Annotated in this window: 18 protein-coding genes and 2 pseudogenes; 10 read left to right on the forward strand and 10 right to left on the reverse strand. The window is 65.2% G+C overall.

Translation table 11 applies throughout. From position 1 onward, the window contains the following. The 5 genes and pseudogenes from EV674_RS10150 to EV674_RS10170 all read left to right on the forward strand — a co-directional run. A pseudogene (locus EV674_RS10150) lies at nucleotides 1–114 on the forward strand (4-hydroxy-2-oxovalerate aldolase); the annotation flags it as partial. 18 nt (nucleotides 115–132) lie between these two features. Then, nucleotides 133–1,569, forward strand: coding sequence for a methyl-accepting chemotaxis protein (locus EV674_RS10155; protein ID WP_119013262.1), 1,437 nt, complete (start codon nucleotides 133–135; stop codon nucleotides 1,567–1,569). 62 nt (nucleotides 1,570–1,631) lie between these two features. Beyond that, nucleotides 1,632–2,420, forward strand: a complete 789-nt coding sequence (gene dmpH, locus EV674_RS10160) for a 2-oxo-3-hexenedioate decarboxylase (protein WP_119013261.1) — start codon at nucleotides 1,632–1,634, stop codon at nucleotides 2,418–2,420. 20 nt (nucleotides 2,421–2,440) lie between these two features. Then, nucleotides 2,441–3,427: a Bug family tripartite tricarboxylate transporter substrate binding protein gene (locus tag EV674_RS10165; protein ID WP_119013260.1), complete on the forward strand. Its 987-nt coding sequence runs from the start codon at nucleotides 2,441–2,443 to the stop codon at nucleotides 3,425–3,427. A 21-nt stretch (nucleotides 3,428–3,448) separates the two neighbouring features. Beyond that, nucleotides 3,449–3,658: pseudogene (locus tag EV674_RS10170) on the forward strand (2-hydroxymuconate tautomerase); the annotation flags it as partial. Nucleotides 3,659–3,744: 86 nt separating this feature from the next. Here the strand turns inward: EV674_RS10170 and EV674_RS10175 are convergent. Both EV674_RS10175 and EV674_RS10180 read right to left on the reverse strand, forming a co-directional pair. Continuing rightward, nucleotides 3,745–5,703, reverse strand: coding sequence for a GspE/PulE family protein (locus tag EV674_RS10175; protein ID WP_119013258.1), 1,959 nt, complete (start codon nucleotides 5,701–5,703; stop codon nucleotides 3,745–3,747). 55 nt (nucleotides 5,704–5,758) lie between these two features. Then, nucleotides 5,759–6,562, reverse strand: a complete 804-nt coding sequence (locus tag EV674_RS10180; protein WP_119013271.1) for an exodeoxyribonuclease III — start codon at nucleotides 6,560–6,562, stop codon at nucleotides 5,759–5,761. A gap of 10 nt (nucleotides 6,563–6,572) precedes the next feature. Here EV674_RS10180 and pyrE point away from each other — a divergent pair, with 10 nt between their 5' ends. From pyrE to EV674_RS10205, 5 genes are all read left to right on the forward strand, one after another. Beyond that, on the forward strand, nucleotides 6,573–7,262 hold the full coding sequence (gene pyrE, locus EV674_RS10185; RefSeq protein ID WP_119013257.1) for an orotate phosphoribosyltransferase: 690 nt from the start codon (nucleotides 6,573–6,575) through the stop codon (nucleotides 7,260–7,262). A gap of 53 nt (nucleotides 7,263–7,315) precedes the next feature. Next, complete coding sequence (locus tag EV674_RS10190; RefSeq protein ID WP_241524935.1) at nucleotides 7,316–8,053, forward strand: DUF4124 domain-containing protein; 738 nt, start codon at nucleotides 7,316–7,318, stop codon at nucleotides 8,051–8,053. An 8-nt stretch (nucleotides 8,054–8,061) separates the two neighbouring features. Further along, nucleotides 8,062–8,892, forward strand: coding sequence for an urease accessory protein UreD (locus EV674_RS10195; protein ID WP_119013256.1), 831 nt, complete (start codon nucleotides 8,062–8,064; stop codon nucleotides 8,890–8,892). A gap of 174 nt (nucleotides 8,893–9,066) precedes the next feature. Further along, nucleotides 9,067–10,260, forward strand: a complete 1,194-nt coding sequence (locus EV674_RS10200; protein ID WP_132750427.1) for a hypothetical protein — start codon at nucleotides 9,067–9,069, stop codon at nucleotides 10,258–10,260. Between the two features lie 590 nt (nucleotides 10,261–10,850). Beyond that, nucleotides 10,851–11,723, forward strand: a complete 873-nt coding sequence (locus EV674_RS10205; RefSeq protein ID WP_119013270.1) for a hypothetical protein — start codon at nucleotides 10,851–10,853, stop codon at nucleotides 11,721–11,723. Between the two features lie 117 nt (nucleotides 11,724–11,840). On the opposite strand, the gene urtE is transcribed toward EV674_RS10205, so the two are convergent. The 8 genes from urtE to EV674_RS10245 form a co-directional block, all read right to left on the reverse strand. Beyond that, a complete protein-coding gene (urtE, locus tag EV674_RS10210) occupies nucleotides 11,841–12,545 on the reverse strand; it encodes an urea ABC transporter ATP-binding subunit UrtE (RefSeq protein ID WP_119013254.1) in 705 nt (234 codons plus the stop codon). 85 nt (nucleotides 12,546–12,630) lie between these two features. Continuing rightward, nucleotides 12,631–13,509 (reverse strand): urea ABC transporter ATP-binding protein UrtD, encoded by an 879-nt coding sequence (urtD, locus tag EV674_RS10215; protein WP_119013253.1) that lies wholly within the window; start codon nucleotides 13,507–13,509, stop codon nucleotides 12,631–12,633. Then, nucleotides 13,506–14,669 carry an urea ABC transporter permease subunit UrtC gene (urtC, locus tag EV674_RS10220; RefSeq protein ID WP_119013252.1) on the reverse strand — a complete coding sequence of 388 codons (1,164 nt, stop codon included), beginning with the start codon at nucleotides 14,667–14,669 and terminating at the stop codon, nucleotides 13,506–13,508. The genes urtD and urtC overlap by 4 nt, the downstream gene beginning before the upstream one ends. A 2-nt stretch (nucleotides 14,670–14,671) precedes the next feature. Beyond that, entirely contained in the window at nucleotides 14,672–16,258 is a 1,587-nt protein-coding gene (gene urtB, locus EV674_RS10225) for an urea ABC transporter permease subunit UrtB (RefSeq protein WP_119013269.1), read from the reverse strand. A 131-nt stretch (nucleotides 16,259–16,389) separates the two neighbouring features. Beyond that, nucleotides 16,390–17,661: an urea ABC transporter substrate-binding protein gene (gene urtA, locus EV674_RS10230; RefSeq protein WP_119013251.1), complete on the reverse strand. Its 1,272-nt coding sequence runs from the start codon at nucleotides 17,659–17,661 to the stop codon at nucleotides 16,390–16,392. A gap of 297 nt (nucleotides 17,662–17,958) precedes the next feature. After that, entirely contained in the window at nucleotides 17,959–18,702 is a 744-nt protein-coding gene (locus EV674_RS10235; RefSeq protein WP_119013250.1) for a proteasome-type protease, read from the reverse strand. A 58-nt stretch (nucleotides 18,703–18,760) separates the two neighbouring features. Continuing rightward, the gene (locus EV674_RS10240; RefSeq protein WP_119013249.1) at nucleotides 18,761–19,567 is read right to left on the reverse strand and encodes a transglutaminase family protein; all 807 of its coding nucleotides are present in this window, start codon (nucleotides 19,565–19,567) and stop codon (nucleotides 18,761–18,763) included. 33 nt (nucleotides 19,568–19,600) lie between these two features. Then, nucleotides 19,601–20,569, reverse strand: a complete 969-nt coding sequence (locus tag EV674_RS10245) for an alpha-E domain-containing protein (RefSeq protein WP_119013248.1) — start codon at nucleotides 20,567–20,569, stop codon at nucleotides 19,601–19,603.

A 20,569-nucleotide genomic window follows, 5' to 3' on the forward strand; every position in this document is an offset into this window, starting at 1 on the left:
GCGCGCGAGATTCTGGTGGAGATGGGCCGGCGCGGCATGGTCGGTGGCCAGGAGGACATGATTGAAGACACGGCGCTGACCATGGCCAAGGCGCGCGGCCTGATGGCCGCATAACGCCGCCATCAGCGATATATGGGCACGTTGCTCGGCTTTGCCGTGGTGCTGCTGTTGGCTGCATTGGCCTGGCCCGCCTGGTCATGGCCCTGGGATGGCTTGCGTGAGCTGGCCCTCCTTGGTCTGGCCCTGCTGGCGCTGGTCGGCGTGGCGGGGCGTGCCCGTGGCGGGTGGGCCCGCGTGGGCCGCCGTGCCATGGCAGCGGCGCTGGGGCGGCTGGACCAGCAGGCCCTGGATGTCACAGTGAACAACGCCAGCATGATGTCGTCGTTTACCAAAGTGGTGAGCGCCTCGCGCGCGCAGGCTGGCGTTCTGGCACAGCTGCTCGATGGCGTTGGTGCGCTCAACCGCAGCGTGGAAACGGTGGCGCAAGCGGCTGCCGTCACCCGCAACGAGGTCGATTCCATGCATGCGCTGGCCGTGCAGGGCGATGGCCTGCTGCACCAGACCATGGAGCGCATTGCCGCGCTGGAGCCATCGGCCCAGGGCCTGGAAGAGCGCTTTCGCGAGGTCATGCGACACCGCGACAACATCGAAACCATCCTGGACATCATCCAGAAGGTGGCCATGCAGACCAACCTGCTGTCGCTCAATGCCGCCGTTGAGGCTGCCCGCGCCGGTGAACACGGGCGGGGTTTCAGCGTAGTGGCCCAGGAAGTGCGCCAGCTGGCCACCCGCACCAACGAGGCCACGCTGCAAATCCGCCAGATGGTGTCCGGCATCACCCACAGCACGGTGGCCGCAGACAGCTATTTGCAACAGGTGCTGCAAGACATCCACGGCAGCATTGAGCGCACCCGCGACACCAGCACCGCGCTGGCCGACATCCGCACCCGCGCGGGCCGCACCCTGGAGGCTGCCAGCGACATGGCCGCCGCCGCCCATACCCAGGAGGGCCTGAGCCAGGACTTGGTGGCCAACGCCCAGGCCCTGTCGGCAGCGGCGCAGCAATCGGTGGAATCGATTGGTGCCAGCAATGCCCAGCTGCGCACGGTGCAGGGCCTGATCGGGCAGCTCAAGCGCGAAACCTCGCAGCTGCTGCCTGGCCGCGCTCCGCTGGCGGTACTGGCCGATTGCATCGAAGAGCTGCGCGCCTGCAACATCCTCATCATGAATGCCGATGCCTGCCGCGAGATTGGCGCGGTGGTGGAGCGCATTGGGCAACTCGATCAACTCATCGACAGCACCTGGTCGCATTACCAACGCGGCCTGCGCGAGCCGTCGCAGGTGGCCGCAGCGCAGGCGTTTGCCACCGCCTTGCAAACCTACCGCCGGTTGCGCAACGACATGCTGGCGCTGGCCCAGTCCGAGCAGTTTGACCAGGTGCGCATCCATGTACCCCAGCGGGTGCGCCCCGCCTACGACCTGGTCAAAAGCAGCCTGGCGCAGCTGGGCCCGCCCGCCCCGTTGGCCCGCCGCCCCCTGGCGAGCCTGGTGGCCCGGCTGCCACGCTGAGCAGCGCGGTGCCCGCTGCTCCCATTCCCCCGATTTTTCCACTCTACGACGAAGGCCCCTCCATGCCACTGCAAACCCACACCCTCGCTGAACTGGCCCAGCACCTGGAAAACTGCCAACTGCAAGCCCAGGACACCCTGAAAATCACCGAAGCCCACCCCGATATGGACTGGGACGATGCCTACGCCATCCAGGACTTGATTCTGGCCAGCAAGCTGCGCAAGGGCGCGCGCGTGGTGGGCTACAAGGCCGGTTTGACCTCGCACGCCAAAATGAAACAAATGGGCGTGACCGACCCGGTGTTCGGCTTCCTGGTGGATGAATACGTCGTGGCCGAGGGCGCCGAGGTCAAGGTCAGCGAGCTGATCCACCCCAAGGTGGAGCCCGAAATTTGCTTCATCACCCGCACCGAACTCACCGGCCCCGGTTGCCACATCGGCGCTGTGCTGGCCGCCAGCGATGTGGTGCTGCCCGGCATCGAAGTGATCGACAGCCGCTACCGCGACTTCAAGTTCGACCTGAAAAGCGTGATTGCCGACAACACCTCGGCGGCGCGTTTCGTGGTCGGTGGCCGCGTGGCCCCGGCGCGTGACCTGGACTTGCGCACCTTGGGCGTGGTGCTGGAAAAGAACGGCCAGCCCGTGGCCCTGGGGGCAGGCGCTGCCGTGCTGGGCCACCCCGCCGCCGCTGTGGCCATGCTGGTCAACCACCTGGGGCGCCGTGGCCAATCGCTGCCCGCTGGCAGCCTGGTGCTGTCGGGCGGCATCACCGAAGCCGTGCCGGTGCAGGCGGGCGACAACGTCACCTTGCGCATCCAGAACCTGGGAAGCGTGTCGGTTCGGTTCGTGTAACCCAGAAAAGAGACAACACCATGCAACGCAGACAATTCATCGCCACCGGCGCTGGCGCCGCCCTGTCCGCCTCCGTGGCTGCGCTTCCCGCGTGGGCGCAAGAGGCCTGGCCGACCAAGCCGGTCAAGCTGATCGTGCCGTTCCCGCCCGGCGGGCCCACCGATGTGATGGGGCGCACGGCGGCCAAGGTCATGGCAGAAAAACTGGGCCAACCCTTTGTGGTGGAAAACAAGGCCGGTGCGGGTGGCAACATCGGTACCGAGGCCGTGGCCAAGGCCGCTGCCGATGGCTACACCATCGGCCTGTCGGCCATCAGCAGCCTGGCCATTGCGCCGCACCTGTACGCCAAAGTGCCGTTCTCGGTCGAAAAAGACTTTGCGCCGATCTCGCTGGTGGGCACCTCGCCCTGCGTCATCGTCGTACACCCGAGCGCGCCCTTCAGCGACCTCAAGGGCCTGGTGGCCTACGCCAAGGCCAACCCGGGCAAACTCAACTACGCCACCTCGGGCATCGGCACCAGCAACCACCTGGCGGCGGAGTTGTTGCAGGCCACGGCGGGCATCCAGCTGACCAGCGTGCCGTACAAAGGCTCCAGCCAGATCGTGCCCGACCTGCTGTCGGGCGTGCTGCTGATGAGCATGGAAAGCTCGCTGGCCACCACGCTGCAACACATCAAGGCGGGCAAGCTCAAGGCGATAGCCGTGACCTCGCCCAAGCGCTCGCGCGCCCTGCCCCAGGTGCCCACCATTGCCGAGTCGGGCTACCCCGGTTTTGAAGTGGAGACCTGGTTCGGGCTGGTGGCGCCGGTGGGCACGCCACGCGCCATCGTGGACAAGCTCCAATCGGCCTGGAGCGAGGGCTCCAAGCTGACCGATGCCACCAACGCCTTCGAGGCCATCTCTGCCGACATCCGGGTGCAGACACCGGCACAGTTTGCCGATTTCATCCGCGCAGAAAACCTGCGCTGGGGCAGCTTGATCCAGAAGCTGGGTATCAAGCTCGATTGATGGCCCCCTTCGTTCTTTGACCATTGCCAGGAAACCGCCATGCCATTTGCCCAGATTTACATGATTGAAGGCCGCACCGAAGCGCAGAAAAAAGCCGTCATCGAAAAAGTCACCCAGGCCCTGCACGAGGCCGTGGGCGCGCCCAAAGAGAACGTGCGCGTCTGGATCCACGACGTGCCCAAAGAGAACTGGGGCATTGCCGGCGTCAGCGCCAAAGACCTGGGCCGCTGAGCGCCTTCTGGCGGCTGGTTTTGGTGCATTTTTGATAGCTGCTAGCGCCCGTCCCGAAAGGGCTGGAGGCACTTTTGGCTATCAATTCACAGGTTGGTGGCCGCCAGCACCTCGGGCATATCGGTCAGGCCCTGCAAGACTTTGTCGATGCCATCCTGGCGCAGGGTGCGCATGCCCGCTTGCAGCGCGCTGTGGCGAATCTCGGTGGCGCTGGCGCGCTGGCGGATGTGCTGGCGGATGGCGTCGTCGCTTTGCATCAGCTCGTGGATGCCCAGGCGCCCCCGGTAGCCGTGGCCGTCGCACTGGGGGCAGCCTTGGCGCTGCCACAGCGTGACCGTGCCGCCGCTGCTGCTGCCGTAGCTGCTGCGCCAGCGCGCCACCTGCGCGGCGCGCGCCTCGGGCGTGTTCTGTACGCCGCTGGCCAGGTACTGCGAGGCCATGGCCAGCAGCGTGTCATTGTCTGCCGGGTGCGGCTGGCGGCAGGCCACGCACAGGCGGCGCACCAGGCGCTGCGCCAGAATGGCCAGCAGCGAATCAGAAAAGTTGAACGGGTCGAGGCCAATTTCGAGCAGCCGCGTGATGCTCTCGGGCGCCGAGTTGGTGTGCAGCGTCGATAGCACCAGGTGCCCCGTCAGCGAGGCTTCGATGGCGATGCGCGCGGTTTCCTCATCGCGCATTTCGCCAATCAGGATCACATCGGGGTCGGCGCGCAAAAACGTGCGCATGGCGGCGGCAAACGTCCAGCCGATGCGCGGGTTGACCTGCACCTGGCGCAGCCCCGACTGGGTGATTTCGATGGGGTCTTCGGCCGTCCAGATTTTGCGGCCTTCGGTGTTGATGTCGCTCACCACCGAATGCAGCGTGGTCGTCTTGCCGCAGCCCGTGGGGCCGCACACCAGCACCAGGCCGTAGCTTTTGTGCACCACGGCGCGCAGCACTTGCAGGTGGGCGGGGCTCAGGCCGATGTGCTCCAGCGGTATGGGCTTGGCGCTGGCCAGCAGGCGCAGCACCACGTCTTCCAGCCCGTGCGAGGTGGGCACCGTCACCACGCGCAGCTCCACCGGCGGGCCGCCAAAGCGGGCAAAGTCGATCTTGCCGTCCTGGGGCTTGCGGTGCTCGGAAATGTCCAGGCTGGCCATGATCTTGATGCGCGCCACCATGGCAAAGCGAAACCGCGCGGGCAGCTCCAGGTAGGGCGCCAGCTCGCCATCGACGCGCAGGCGGATGCGCACGTTCTGCGGCGCCGGTTCGGTCTCGATGTGGATGTCGGAGGCGCGGTGCGCAATGGCCTCGTTGATGACGGAGTTGATCAGCCGCACCAGCGTGTTGTCCGACTCGCTGACCACATCGGCTTGCTGGGCATCGCCCTCGGGCAGGGCGCTGGTGAGGTCGCTGGCCAGCTCCTGGGCGCTGGCGCGCTGCATGGCCAGCGGCGGCGGGTTGCCTGCGGCCTTGGTCAGGGAGCGCGGCGTGCCGGTGGTTGGTGGGTTGCCCGGGTGGGTGCGGTAGGCCCGGGCAATGGCGGGCAGCAGGGTGCCCGGCGCGGCCTGCACCGGCACCAGCCGCCGCTGGGTCAGAAAGCGCAGCTCATCGAGCAGCACGCGGTCCAGCGGGTCGGCCATCAGCACCACCAGCGCGTCCTCGCGCGCCAGCAGGGGCAGCACGGATTCGCGCTCGGCCACGGCGCGCGGCACCAGCGCCAGCGCGGCGGCGTCGGGGGGCAGCTCGCTGGGGTCCACCATGTAGCCGCCCAGCCAGCTGCCAATCACCTGGCGCAGCCGCTCTTGCGTCAGGTCGCCCTGGGCCACCAGGATTTGGCCCACGGGGCGGTGCTGCCCACACTCACGCTCTTGTTGCTGGATTTGCAGGCTGCGCAGCAGCGCTGCCGGTGTGACCAACCCAGCCTGCACCAGCGCCTCGCCCAGGTGGTGCGCATTGCCCACCAGGGGGTGCGGCGCATTCACCAGCCGCCACAGGCTGTCTGCGTCTTTGGGGTGCAGGCAGGTGGACGGCGGTGCGTCGGTGGTCATCAGGGAGTCGGGCATGGGAAGGCAGCGGTGGAGATGGCGGGCGGGGCGCTGGCGGTGGGCCAGTCGCGGCTCAGAGTGTGAAGGCGTAATCCACCGTGATGGGCGCGTGGTCAGAGAATTTCTCGCCCTTGTAGATGTGCTCGGCCTGCGCCAGCGCAGCCAGGGCGGGGGTGGCCAGGTGGTAATCCAGCCGCCAGCCCACGTTGTTGGCGTAGGCCTGGCCCCGGTTGCTCCACCAGGTGTAGGCCGCATCGGTGGCCTCGGGTTGCAGGCGGCGGTACACATCCACCAGCCCGCCGCTGGGCTCGGTGGGGTGCAGCAGCTGGCTCACCCAGGCGCGCTCTTCGGGGGTAAAGCCGCTGTTTTTCTGGTTGCTGCGCCAGTTTTTCAGGTCGATGCTCTGGTGGGCGATGTTCAGGTCGCCGCACAAAATGAACTCGCGCTCGGCCTTGGTCTGCATCAGGTGCGGGTGGAACCCGGCCAGAAACCGGAACTTGGCCTGCTGGCGCGCCTCGCCCGAGGCGCCGCTGGGAAAGTAGGCGCTGATGACCGAGAGCTTGCGCGCGGGCGTGTCAAAGCGCAGCTCCAGGTAGCGGCCTTCGGCATCGAACTCGGGCGAGCCATAGCCCGCCACCACATCGCTGGGCTCGTGGCGGGTATAAATGCCCACGCCCGAATAGCCTTTTTTCTCGGCGTAATGGAAATACCCGCGCAGGCCCGCCAGCTCCTCGAACTTGCCTTCTATATCGGCGGCCTGGGCTTTGATTTCCTGCACGCAAATACAATCCGGGCGCAGGCTGGCCATCCAGTCTTCGGCGCCTTTGCGGGTGGCGGAGCGGATGCCATTGAGGTTGAGGCTGGTTAACTTGAACAAGGAATTTCCCATGGTGGTTGGTGGCGCGCAAGCAATAGAGAAAGACCGTCTGGCACAGGATTTTGTGCGTTTTGCGGTGGAGTCGGGCGTGCTGCGCTTTGGCGAGTTCAAGACCAAGGCCGGGCGCCTGAGTCCGTATTTTTTCAACGCCGGTTTGTTTGATGACGGTGCCAAGATGGGTCGGCTGGCCGAATTCTATGCACAAGCCCTGATGGAGAGCGGCATCGAATTCGACATGGTGTTTGGCCCCGCCTACAAGGGCATTCCGTTGGCCGCCACCGTGGCCGTGGAGCTGGCGCGCCGGGGCCGCAACGTGCCCTTTGCCTACAACCGCAAAGAGGTCAAAGACCATGGCGAAGGCGGCACCCTGGTGGGCGCGCCGCTGCAAGGGCGCGTGCTCATCGTCGATGACGTGATGTCGGCAGGCACCGCAGCGCGCGAATCCATTGCGCTGATCCAGGCCGCAGGCGCCACGCCCCACGCCGTGGTCATCGCCCTGGACCGCCAGGAAAAAGCCACCGAAAACGGCCAGGACGTGAACCACAGCGCCGTGCAATACGTGCGCCAGCAACTGGGCTTGCAGGTGTGCGCCATCGCCACGCTGGCCGATTTGTTGCAGTATTTGCAGCAAGATGACGGCTCGGGCGTATCGGCCCACCACGAGCGGGTGCTGGCCTACCGCCAGCGCTACGGCGTGTAACGCCATTGCCCGTGTCCTGTGTGGCGCAACTGTTTTGTGGAAAGGGCCCGGCGATGACACCTTTGCGACCCCACCGTGCCTGGATGGCGGCCCGCACGCTGGCCTTGGCAACCGGCCTGGCGGCCACGGGCTGCACGCTGGCGTGGGCCCAGCCTCTGGCGCAGGGTTCGGGCATTTACACCTGCATCGACAAAAACGGCCGCAAGCTGACTGCCGACCGCCCCATCGTGGAGTGCCTTGACCGCGAACAGCGCGAGCTGAGCCCCTCGGGCACCGTGCGCCGGGTGGTGGGCCCCACCCTGACCGAACAAGAGCGCGCCGCCCAGGAAGTGCAGCGGCGCAAAGAGCAGGAAGAGCGCAACCGCATTGCCGACGACCGCCGCCGCGATCGTGCCCTGCTGGCGCGCTACCCCGACAAAGCTGCGCATGACGCCGAGCGCGCCAACGCCATCGCCCAGGTGGAAGAAGTGAGCAACGCCGCCGCCAAGCGCATTGTGGATTTGCAGGCCCAGCGCAAAACGTTGGATGTGGAGCTGGAGTTCTACCGCAACGACCCGCTCAAGGCGCCCATGGCGCTGCGCCGCCAACTGGCGGAAAACGACGAAGGCATCCTGGAGCAACAGCGCTTTATCACCGGCCAAGACCGCGAGAAGCGCCGCGTCCACCAACGCTTTGACATAGAGCTGGGGCAACTGCGGCGCCTGTGGGCCATGCAGCACGCCGCGCCCGCACCGGGCGGGGCGCCGCCCGCCGCCGACACCCCCCCGGCAGCAGCGGCTGCGGGGCGTTAATTTTTTGTATGCCCTGGCACGCCCATCTCCAACTTGACTACCGCCGCGAAGGCGCCCGCACCGTGGTGCGCCATGCACACAACGGCCCGCTGCGCATCCTGAAAAGCCTGTACCCCGAAGGCGACGCCATTTGCCACAACGTGCTGGTACACCCGCCCAGCGGCCTGGTGGGCGGCGACACGCTGGATATCCGCGCCCAGGTGGCCAGCGGCGCGCACGCCCTCATCACCACGCCGGGGGCCACGCGCTTTTACCGATCTACGGGTGAACTGGCGTTGCAACGCACCCACGCCGTGCTGGACGCGGGCGCCCGGCTGGAATGGCTGCCGCTGGAAGCCATTGCCTACAGCGACTGCGAGGCCGAAAACCGCCTGACGCTGGAGCTGGCGCCGGGCGCCGAATTTTTGGGCTGGGACGCCACCGCCCTGGGCCTGCCCCACGCCGACCAGCCCTTTGCGGCGGGCCGCTTTGTGCAGCACATCGACGTGCCCGGCGTGTGGCTGGAGCGCGGCAACATTGCCGCCACCGACGACCTGCTGCTGAACAGCCCGCTGGGGCTGGCCGGGCAGCGCTGCATGGCGTCGATTTTTTTCATCACCGGATCGGCGCTGGAGCGCACCCGCCGCGACACCGCCCTGGACTTGGCCCGCGCCGTGATCGACGCCCACCCGCTGGCCGCCACCGCAGGCGCCACCAGCCCCAACCCGCAAGTGGTGGTGGTGCGCGCCCTGGCCCCGATGGTGGAGCCCGCCATGGCCCTGCTGCAACAGGTCTGGGCCGCGTGGCGCGCGCATTTTTGGCAGTTGGAAGCACAGAGGCCGCGTATTTGGGCGATGTGATGGGGGGTGTCGCATTCTGTTTACCCAGTTTTTGCATACCCCCGTTTCCACTGTTTGTTTGCCTCAGATATTTGGGTTTGACATATTTCGTGTCAATCGTGAAGCAAGTTTTACTGGATACATTACGCCAAGCGTCATAGCCCACACTTCTTCATCATCTACCAGAACTTCCCAATGGCTCGAACTGAATCTGTACTCTCGATTTTTCTCGCTTCACCTGGCGATGTCACCGACGAGAGAAATCGTTTGGGAGATGCCATCCGCGAATGGAACAGAACTTGGGCGCGTAATTTAGGTGTCCGACTTGAAGTAATTCGTTGGGAGGATGATGCATACCCCGGCGTTGGCGTAGATGCGCAGGATGTGATTAATCAGCAGTTGCCACAGGACTACGACTTGTTTGTCGGCATCATGTGGTCGCGATTCGGTACGCCCACAGGAAGGGCTGGCTCAGGAACTGCTGAAGAGTTTGACCGCGCGCTTCAAATGAATCGGCGAGGGCTTGGTAATCCAGAAATACTTTTCTATTTCAAAGACACGCCAATCCCGCCGAGCAAGATCGACAGTGAGCAGCTTATGAAACTCCAAGAGTTCAAACAGCGACTGAAAATCGAAGGCGTCCTGCATTGGGATTTTGCAGACAGCGATCAGTTCGAAAGACTCGTGATTTTGCACATTACAAAACACGTTCAGTCTTGGCGGCATATCCCGAGAAGCACAACTGCAATCCTCACGAACTTCTCCGATTCACCAAAAGCAGATCGGCACAGCATGACAATGCAAAGCGAAGTGACTTCAGAGGAAGATGACGGCTTGCTCGATTTGATCGAAACATTCGAAGAGCGAATAGGAGAGGTAACCAGCATAGTGAATCGTCTGAGCGATGCACAAAATGAACTGGCGTCTAAGACTGTCCAGGGCACTGCTGAATTACAAGCTCTTCAGGCTGCGCCGGAAGGAGCTACTGCGAAACAGGCACGCCGACTCATCGCCAAAGTTGCAGATGAAATGATGCAGTTTGCTGCCCGAACCGAAGCAGAAATTCCTCTGTTCCATGCAGCTATGAACGATTCGGTGGCTGCGCTGACAAAAGCAGCCGCACTATCTGTGGCATTTGGTAGTGAGCAAACACAAACTGCAAAAACTGCTGCCTTGGCTCTCTTAAGCTCCCTTCCTACAGCTAGGGAATCGATGATCGGTTTTAAGGCGACAACTGTCGCGTTGCCACGCATCACCAAGGAACTCAATCAAGCAAAGCGCAAGCAGGAATCTGTACTTGACGCACTCATTGCTGAGCTTGAAAGTGCCGAACGTCTCCTCACCGAGGCAATCGGCGTAATGGACACACTGCTTGGTGGAGCAAACTAGCGATGCTGGACTAAAACTGGGTAGCGTTCATGCGCATGGTGCTCCTCTGAAGAGTCTAGTGCTTTTAGCTTCTAAGCCTTACGTGATAAGCGCTATAAGCTATTGTTTTAATAGCAAAATAGGCGGCAGCATCACCGGCTCAGATACGCCTCGATTCCCCGCCTGTTTGACTGCTCCAGCCCCGCCCCGCCAAAACCCACCCACCCCAGTGCGATACCCCCGCGCTGCTACGATCGCGCCCCTATGCCTTCCCAGCCCTCCATGCACTTCCAGCCCGGCCCCTTGCGCGGCGGCTTGATCGTGGGCTGGGGCGGGGTGGCGCGTGCGCTCTGGCCCTACAAGCCGGTCGCACATTCCTCCGCCCGGCGATAACCTTTCCTCCCCCATCTGCGCAGAACATCCATCGCCGGGCACCCGCCCAGCGCGATGGCGGCCTGCGGATGTGCGCCTTTGCGCACCGGCACGGGCCGCTCCCCCCAGAGATGCCCCATGCACCCAGATTCTGTTGGTGGGCCTACGCCCATAGCTTCGTTCCTCGTCCACCCACCGCCCGCGTTCGCGCGCCCGCTGCCATGCCAGGGGTGATGGCCATGGAATTCACCAAAAAATTCTTGCGCGCCAAGAGCCCCTGCGCCGATGGCTTCCGCTGGTTCAGCCGCCATGTCGAGGACGGCAGCGGCTACCAGCAGGCGCTCGATACCCTGGTCAACGCCGGGCGCGTGGGTGATGCCTGCTGGCTGCTGTCGCAGTTCGGCCCCACCAACGAGGTGCTGACGCTCGACCGCCTGGAGGCCGACGCCCTCGTGTTTGCGGGCACGCTGGTGGTGCGCGGCAACGTCGATGTGTCGGGCGTGTTGCAGACGGGGCGCTCCATTCGGGCGGGCGGCGGCCTGCGCGCTGGCGAATCCATCGTGGTGGGCGAGGACGTCCGCGTCGCGGGCGCCATCGTCAGCCAGGGCTTGCTGCAAGTGGGCGGCGACCTGCGCGCGGACTGGGGCGTGGAGGCCGAGGGCGATATCCGCTGCGGCGGCGACCTGCGCGCCGGGTGGGATCTGGTGTGCCACGGCACGCTGGCGCTCAAAGGCGGCGCGTTTGTCGGGCAAGACCTGATCGCCCACGGCAGCGTGGAGTGCGACAAGGGCGTGCGCGTGGGCGGGCACCTGACGGGCGCGGCCAGCGTGCGCGTGGGGCAGGGCATTTGGGTGGGCGGCGCCATCACCGGCGTGCAGCACCTGGAGGCGGGCTGGGGCATCAAGGCGGGCGAGTGCATCCATGCGGGCGGCGCGATCAAGGCGGGCGAGAGCCTGTCGGCGGGCGAGGACATTCGCGCGGGCGACGGTTACGGCGTGTTCGCCGGGCTGCATGTGCAGGTGGACACCTGGGACGCCAGCGCCCAGGTGTGGGCGCAGCAGCCGCCCGAGCGCCTGCGCAGCGGCGTGTGGCTGGGGCCTTGTGTGGTGTAAGGCGCTGGCGCCTGAATCAATCCTGAAATGATAGCTGCTTGCGCTTATCTGGCGGGCATTAGAGCCTGATTGGATGCTGTTTTTTGGCGGTTCTGGTGCCGTGCGCCGTGCGCTGCCTCAAATCGCCACCAGCCGCTGGATGCCTTTTTCCTGCATCTCGCTGCCCGGCCCGTGGGCGATGACTTCGCCGCGCTCCATCACCAGGTAGGCGTCGGCCAGCTCTTCGGCAAAGTCGTAGTACTGCTCGCACAGCAGCACGGCCACGGGGTGGCCGTCCAGGCCGTGGTCGGCCAGCTGGCGGATGACGCGGCCAATGTCTTTGATGATGCTGGGCTGTATGCCTTCGGTGGGCTCGTCCAGGATCAGCAGGCTGGGGCTGGGCGCCAGCGCGCGGGCAATGGCCAGTTGCTGCTGCTGCCCGCCCGAGAGGTCGCCGCCGCGCCGTTTCAGCATCTGCTTGAGCACCGGAAACAGCGTGTACAGGTGCTCGGGGATGGGCGTGGAGCCGCTTTTGTAGGCCAGGCCCATGCGCAGGTTGTCTTCCACGGTGAGGCGGCCAAAAATCTCGCGGCCCTGGGGCACAAAGCCGATGCCGCTGCGGGCGCGCTCGTAGGGCGTTTGGTGCTGTATGGGCTGGCCATTCCAGGTGATGGTGCCGCTTTTGATGGGCACCAGGCCCATCAGGCTTTTGAGCAGCGTGGTCTTGCCCACGCCGTTGCGCCCCAGCAGCACGGTGACTTGGCCGGGGGCGGCGCTCAGGCCCACGTCGCGCAGGATGTGGGAGCCGCCGTAGTACTGGTGGAGGTTCTGGACGGTGAGCATGGTGGTTTTGTAGTGTTTTTGGGCTCTGGCGCTGATACAGTAAGCGCGAGCAGCTATGGTTTTGATAGTTGGCTGGGCGGCGGTATCAGCGGCCCAGGTACACCTCGATCACGCGCTCGTCGGCCTGCACCTGGTCCAGCGTGCCTTCGGCCAGCACGGCGCCATCGCACAGCACGGTGACTTTTTCGCTGATGGTGCGGATGAACGACATGTCGTGCTCCACCACCATCAGCGAGTGCTGGCCCTTGAGCGTCAAGAACAGCTCGGCGGTGCGGGCGGTTTCGTCGTCGGTCATGCCGGCCACGGGCTCGTCCAGCAGCAGCAGCTGGGGCTCTTGCATCAGCAACATGCCAATCTCCAGCCACTGCTTTTGTCCGTGGCTCAGGTTGCCTGACTGGCGCGCCACGCTGTCCGCCAGGTGGATGGTGTGCAGGATGTCGGCCAGCCGGTCGGACTGCGCTGAGTCCAGCTGGAAGAACATGCTCGATGCCACGCCCTTGTGGGTTTTGAGGGCCAGCTCCAGGTTCTCGAACACCGTGAGCTGCTCGAACACGGTGGGTTTCTGGAACTTGCGGCCAATGCCCAGGCTGGCAATCTCGGGCTCGTTGTGGCGCAGCAGGTCGATGGTGCTGCCAAAGAACACGCTGCCCTGCTGGGGCCGCGTCTTGCCGGTGATGATGTCCATCATGGTGGTCTTGCCCGCGCCGTTGGGGCCGATGATGCAGCGCAGCTCGCCGGGAGCAATGTCCAGGTTCAGGCCGTTGATGGCCTTGAAGCCGTCAAAGCTCACATGCACGTCTTCCAGGTACAGGATGCGGCCATGGGTCACGTCCACGGCGCCGGGCGTGGCAATGCGCGAGAAGCCTGCGGCGCGGCCCCCGGATTCGGTGTGGCCCGGGGTGGCCACGGCTGCCTGCGCCTTGTGCAGGCGCCGGGCGCCTTCGTCCATCAGGTCGGGGGTCATGGTGCGGCTCCTGGGGAGGTTTTGCTTTTGAGTTTTTTCACCAGGCCCACCACGCCGTGGGGCAGGAACAGCGTCACGGCGATGAACAGCGCGCCCAGAAAATACAGCCAGAACTCGGGCGCCGTCACCGTGAGCCAGCTCTTGGCGCCGTTGACGATGAAGGCGCCCACAATCGGCCCGATCAGCGTGGCTCGCCCGCCCACGGCGGCCCAGACGGCGATCTCGATGGAGTTGGCGGCGCTCATCTCGCCGGGGTTGATGATGCCCACCTGCGGCACATACAGCGCCCCGGCCACGCCGCACATCATGGCGCTGATCGTCCAGATGGTGAGCTTGTAGGGCAGCGGCGAGTAGCCCGAGAACATGACGCGCGTTTCAGCGTCGCGCACGGCTTGCAGCACGCGGCCAAACTTGCTGCGCACCAGCCAGCGCGCCAGCAAAAAGAAGCCCAGCAGCGCCACGCCGGTGAGCACAAACAGCGTCATGCGCATGTTCTGCGTGGCCAGGGGCATGCCCAGAATGCGCTTGAAGTCGGTAAAGCCGTTGTTGCCGCCAAAGCCTGTTTCGTTGCGGAAGAACAGCAGCATGGCCGCATAGGTGAGCGCCTGCGTGATGATGGAAAAGTACACGCCCTTGATGCGCGAGCGAAAGGCAAAGTAGCCAAACACAAAGGCGATCACGCCCGGCACGGCCAGCACCAGAATCAGCGTGGCGGCAAAGCTGTCGGACAGCGCCCAGTGCCAGGGCAGCTCCTTCCAGTCGAGGAACACCATGAAGTCGGGCAGGTCGCTGTGGTAGTTGCCGTCGCGGCCAATCTGGCGCATCAGGTACATGCCCATCACGTAGCCACCCAGCGCAAAGAACAGGCCGTGGCCCAGGCTCAGGATGCCGGTGTAGCCCCAGATCAGGTCCATGGCCAGCGCGCAGATGGCGTAGCACATGATCTTGCCCAGCAGCGCCACAGCGTAGTCTGACAGGTGCAGCGGGCTGCCCGCAGGCACCCACAGGTTGAGCAGCGGCGCCACCGCGCACACCACGATCAGCGCGGCGGCAAAGGCCGACCAGCCCGTGCGCGTGAGCAGCGGCGCCGGGGCCGGGAGCTGCAACGCGGGTGCGGCAACGGCGGCGGCAGGGGTAGAGGGAGAAGAGGAGGTGGTCATGGTCAGGCTTCCGCGCTGCGGCCTTTCATGGCAAAAATGCCTTGGGGGCGCTTCTGGATGAAGACGATGATGAGCACCAGCACGGCAATCTTGGCCAGCACGGCGCCCATCCAGCCTTCGAGAAATTTGTTCAGCACGCCCAGGCCCAGGGCGGCGTACACCGTGCCCGCCAGCTGGCCCACGCCGCCCAGCACCACCACCATGAACGCATCGACGATGTAGCCCTGGCCCAGGTCAGGCCCCACGTTGCCGACCTGGCTCAGCGCGCAGCCCGCCAGCCCCGCAATGCCCGAGCCCAGCGCAAAGGCGTAGGTGTCGATGCGCGCGGTGTTCACGCCCATGCACGCGGCCATGGGGCGGTTTTGCGTCACGCCGCGCACAAACAGGCCCAGCCGCGTCTGGCTGATGAGAAAGGCCACGCCCGCCAGCACGGCAAAGGCAAAGGCGACGATGAGCACGCGGTTCCAGGGCAGCTGCAGGTTGTCCATGAGCTGCACGCCGCCGCTCATCCAGGCGGGGTTTTCTACGCCCACGTTTTGCGCGCCGAACACGCTGCGCACCAGCTGTTGCAGCACCAGGCTGATGCCCCAGGTGGCCAGCAAGGTCTCCAGCGGGCGGCCATACAAAAAGCGGATCACGCTGCGCTCGAGCACCGCGCCCATCAGCGCCGAGGCGCCAAACGCCACCGGCAGGGCCGCTACCAGGTACCAGTCAAAGGCGCCGGGCAGGTATTTTTGGAACAGGCCCTGCACCACGTAGGTGGCGTAGGCGCCCACCATCATCAGCTCGCCGTGCGCCATGTTGATGACGCCCATCAGCCCGTAGGTGATGGCCAGGCCCAGCGCCACCAGCAGCAAGATGCTGCCCAGGCTCAGTCCCGAGAACAGCGCGGCCAGTTTCTCGCCCCATTGCAGGCGCCCTTCCACGGCGGTCAAGGCTGACTGCATGGCGGCCCGGGCCTTCGGGTCGGCCTCCTGGCGCAGTTGCTCCAGCAGCACGGTGCGCGTGGCCGGGTTGCCGCTGTGGGTCAGGTACTGCGCGGCCTCCAGGCGGCGCTCTGCGCTGGGGCTGGCCAGCAGGATGCGGGCGCGGATGGCTTCGAGCTGCGCTTGCAGGCGGGTGTCTTTTTCCAGTGCCAGGGCTTTTTCTATCAGGGGCAGGCGCGCTTCGTCGGTGTCTTCTTTCAGCGCCTCGATGGCGGCACGGCGCTGGGCCGCGTCGGGCGAGAGCAGTTGCAGCGCGGCCAGCGCGGCGTCGAATTCGCCGCGCATGCGGTTGTTGTTGACGATGTCTTCGGCGTCGTCGGGCACGCTCACCTCGGCGCCGGTGACAGGATCGAGTCCCTTGCCGTCTTTCAGGACGATGGCGCGCTCGCCCGCCACCTTGACGGCGTCGTCGGCCATGGCGCGGATGAAGGCCAGCGTGGCGTCGTCGGGCGTGGCCGTGGCGCGTTGCAGGGCGGCGATGCGCTCGTCGGTATCGCCTGCGGCCATGGCCCGCGCCGCCTCGGGCGTGAGGGCGTGGGCCTGCACGGCTGCGCACCAGAGCAGCAGGCAGACAAACCAGCGGTAAAAGATTCTGGAAGGCATGGAACGGGGGCGCACTGCGCGGTAGGTGTCATGTGTGCGCCGAACACAGCCCGGGGCACAGGGGCGGGCGCGCGGTGCGCCCTCGTCCGGCCCGGCCCCCGCTGCAACGCGGGCGCCGGGGCCGGTGGCTGTCACATTGCGGATTTGCCTTGTGGCTCGTCCTTCTTCTTGTCGTTGCCTTCGATGTAGGGCGACCAGGGCTTGGCCTTGACGGGGCCGGGCGTTTTCCAGACCACGTTGAACTGGCCGTCGGCCTTGATCTCACCGATGAACACGCTCTTGTGCAGGTGGTGGTTCTTCTCGTCCATCTTGCTGACGATGCCGCTGGGCGCCTTGAAGGTCTGGCCCGCCATGGCGGCAATCACCTTGTCCACATCGGTGCTCTTGGCTTTTTCTACGGCCTGCTTCCACATGTGGATGCCGATGTAGGTGGCCTCCATCGGGTCGTTGGTCAGCGGCTTGTCTTTGTGGCCCGCAATGTTCTTGGCCTTGGCGTAATCGCTCCACTGTTTGATGAAGGCCGCGTTGGTCGGGTTCTTGAGGGACATGAAGTAGTTCCACGCCGCCAGGTGGCCCACCAGCGGCTTGGTGTCCACGCCGCGCAGTTCTTCCTCGCCCACGCTGAATGCCACCACGGGCACGTCCTTGGCCTTCAGGCCCGCGTTGCCCAGCTCTTTGTAGAACGGCACGTTGGAGTCGCCGTTGATGGTGGACACCACGGCCGTCTTGCCGCCCTGGCTGAACTTCTTGATGTCGGCCACGATGGTCTGGTAGTCAGAGTGGCCAAACGGCGTGTATTTTTCGTCGATGTCGCTGTCTTTTACGCCCTTGGATTTCAGGTAGGCGCGCAGGATTTTGTTGGTGGTGCGCGGGTACACGTAGTCGGTGCCCAGCAGCACCCAGCGCTTGGCTGCACCGCCGTCCTTGCTCATCAGGTAGTCCACCGCCGGGATGGCCTGCTGGTTGGGCGCGGCGCCGGTGTAGAACACGTTTTTCGACAGCTCTTCGCCCTCGTACTGCACGGGGTAGAACAGCAGGCCGTTCATTTCTTCGACCACGGGCAGCACCGATTTGCGGCTCACCGATGTCCAGCAGCCAAAGATCACCGAGACCTTGTCCTGGCCCAGCAGCTGCTTGGTTTTTTCTGCGAACAGCGGCCAGTTGGAGGCCGGATCGACCACCACGGGTTCGAGCTGCTTGCCCAGCACGCCGCCCTTGGCGTTGATCTCGTCAATGGCCATCAGCACCGTGTCCTTGAGCACGGTTTCCGAAATGGCCATGGTGCCCGAGAGGCTGTGCAGGATGCCGACCTTGATGGTGTCGGCGGCGTGGGCGGGAAGGGCAGACAGGCCCGCCAGGGCCATGGCGGCGGTCAGTGCCTTGAGGGTGGATCGACGTTGCATGAGCGGCTCCAGGGAGTGAAAGGGTGGTGGTCGCTGTGTCTGCCGCGCTGTTTGTTCTTTGCGGCAGTCTTGTCAGCGATGAACCGATTCTGGAGACACCCCTGTGCCCGGCCAATACGCCAGGTGGCGTACTGGCGCTGTCCGGGCGGGGCGCAATGCGCCACAGGACAGCGCTAGTTTGCTATTTTTTCGATAGCTGCTGGCGCTTTACCAGATTGGCCTCAAGGCCAAAATGATCCCAATAGAGCCGGGGCCTCTGGTAGCGGCCCCGGCGGGTGCTGCCCGGCGCACAGCCGGTCAGCGAAACCAGTCTTCGTCGGGCAGCCTGGCAAAGGTGCGGCGCAGCCCCTCGCCCCAGCCCCGGCTCAGTTTGAGGAAGTAGGGGTCGTCTGCGGTGATGCGGTGCGGCGCTGCCGGGGCAAAGGAGTCGGTGCGGTACAGCAGCATGTCGATGGGCAAACCCACCGACAGGTTGCTGCGTATCGTCGAGTCGAACGAGATCAGCGTGCACTTGGCGGCTTCTTTCAGCGAGGTGTCGTGGCGCACCACGCGGTCGATGATGGGTTTGCCGTATTTGGATTCGCCAATCTGGAAGTACGGCGTGTCTTGCCCCGCTTCAATGAAATTGCCCTGGGCATAGACATGGAACAGACGCGGCTCCTCGCCCCGAATCTGCCCGCCGACCAGAAAGTTGCCGCCAAAGTCCACCCCTTGCCCCAAGGTTTGGGCATTGGCATCGCGGGCTACCGTTTCCTTGACGGTGCGCCCTACCAGTTCGGCCACGTCGTACATCGAGGCGCGGTTGAACAAATGCTCTCCCTCGGGCACGCCTTTGTGCGCCAGCCGCTGGCGCAGCAAGCTGACCACGCTCTGGGTGGTGGCCAGATTCCCGGCGCTCAGCAGCGTGATCAGGCGCTCGCCGGGCACTTCAAACACATTCATCTTGCGGAAGGTGGCGATGTGATCGACCCCGGCATTGGTGCGCGAGTCCGAGGCAAACAGCAGGCCGGCATCCAGCCGCATGGCAACACAGTAGGTCATGGTGAGAGAGAAAGAAGGAGAAGGCGCGTTGAATCGGCACGATTATCCCTTGCCTGATTCACTGCTCAGCCCCTTTGCCGCCGTGGCTGACCTGCACCGCCGTTTGCAGGTGCTCCACCCCACCGCCCAGGCGCATACCGCGCACCGGACAGGCATCGGCGTAGTCGGCGCCGATGGCCAGGCGCACGTAGCGGCCATTGGCCAGGCATTGGTTGGACACATCAAAACCCAGCCAGCCCTGGGGCAGGCGTACTTCGGTCCAGGCGTGGCTGGCCACATGCTCGCTATCGGTCGCCAGATAACCGCTGACGTAGCGCGCGGGCAGGCCCAGCAGCCGCGCACAGGTGGCAAAGACCTGTGCGTGGTCCTGGCAAACGCCGTTCTGGTTGGCAAAGGCCTCGGCGGCCGGGGTGGCTGCGTCGGTGCTGCCCGGTGTATAGGGCATGACCACGACCAACGCCTGCATCATGTGCAGCAGGCCCGCCAGCGGGTCGGACGCCACCTGCGCCGCATGCCCGTGGGCAAACTGGCGCAGCGCAGCGTCTGCGCGCGTCAGGGCTGAGTCGCGCAGGAACAGCTGCGCGGGCCACTCGTCCTCGGGGTCGGGCGTGGGCGCACGGTCGTCGGTCTCGACTTCGCCGCGCGCCAGCAGGTGGATTTCGCTCACCGGCTTGTCCAGCGTCAGCACATGCATGGTGTTGCCGTAGGCATCCAGGCAGCGCGATGCCGGGGCCGGCAGCGTGAGCTGCCAGGACAGCACCTTCAGGCCGTGGCCGGGGCGCGGTGTGAGGCGCAGGTACTGCGTGCTGCGCTGGACCAGGCGGTCGTAGCGGTAAACGGTCTCGTGGGCAATGAGCAGGTGCATGTCGTTTCCTTGCGGGGTTCAAAAAACCGGCGCTCAATTGGCTTCGAGGTAGGCCTTGCCGATGGCGTCGCCCAGCCGGGCCGACTGGGCCAGAAAATCGGTCAGCCAGTGGTGCACGCCAGCGTCCAGGATTTCATCGACCGCGCCATATTCCAGCTTCAGCGCCAGCTTGCCCGCCAGCATCTTGACCTCCCGACCCGCGTCCATGGCGCCCGGCAGGGCCTTGATGTCCGGCAGGATGCTGCGGATTTCGTCGCAGCAGGCGCGCAGGCTGCGTGGCACGTCGGGGCGCAGGATCAAGAGTTCCGTGACGCGCCGGCCATCGAGCGCATCGCGGTACACCTCGTGGTAGGCCTCAAAGGCCGACAGCGAGCGCAGCAGCGCGCTCCAGGCATAAAACTCGGGGGCGCTTTCCTGCGGCAGATGGACTGGCGCCAAACCGGCCACGGCAGGCTCGATCAGTTGCGATTTGACGTCGAGCAGGCGCGCCGTGTTGTCGGCGCGCTCAATGAAGGTGCCCAGGCGGATGAAGCAGTAGGCATCGTTGCGCTGCAAGGTGCCGTAGGTGGCGCCGCGAAACAGGTGCGAGCGCTCCTTGATCCAGTCAAAAAAGCCCGACACATCGGTGATGCCGCGCCGGGGCATCTCGCGCGCTTCGAGCCAGCTGGCGTTGATCGCCTCCCACATTTCGGCGGTGATCTTGCCGCGCACGGCATGGGCGTTTTCGCGCGCCAGCTTCAGGCACGACAGCACCGAGGCGGGGTTGTCCAGATCGAGCGCCATGTAGTGAAACAGCGCCTCGCCATCGAGCTTGCGGTTTTGTGCGATGTACGGGCTCAGCGTGCCGGTGACGGCCAGCGGCGCGGCAAACTCGGTCATGGCCCCGCGCGATTGCGGCAGCAGCGACAGCGAGTGCGTCACATCGAGCATGCGCACCAGGTTTTCCGCGCGCTCCAGGTAGCGGCTCATCCAGAAGAGTTGGGCGGCAGTACGTGACAGCAT

It is taken from the genome of Simplicispira metamorpha (assembly GCF_004341365.1).
Classification (GTDB): domain Bacteria; phylum Pseudomonadota; class Gammaproteobacteria; order Burkholderiales; family Burkholderiaceae_C; genus Simplicispira; species Simplicispira metamorpha.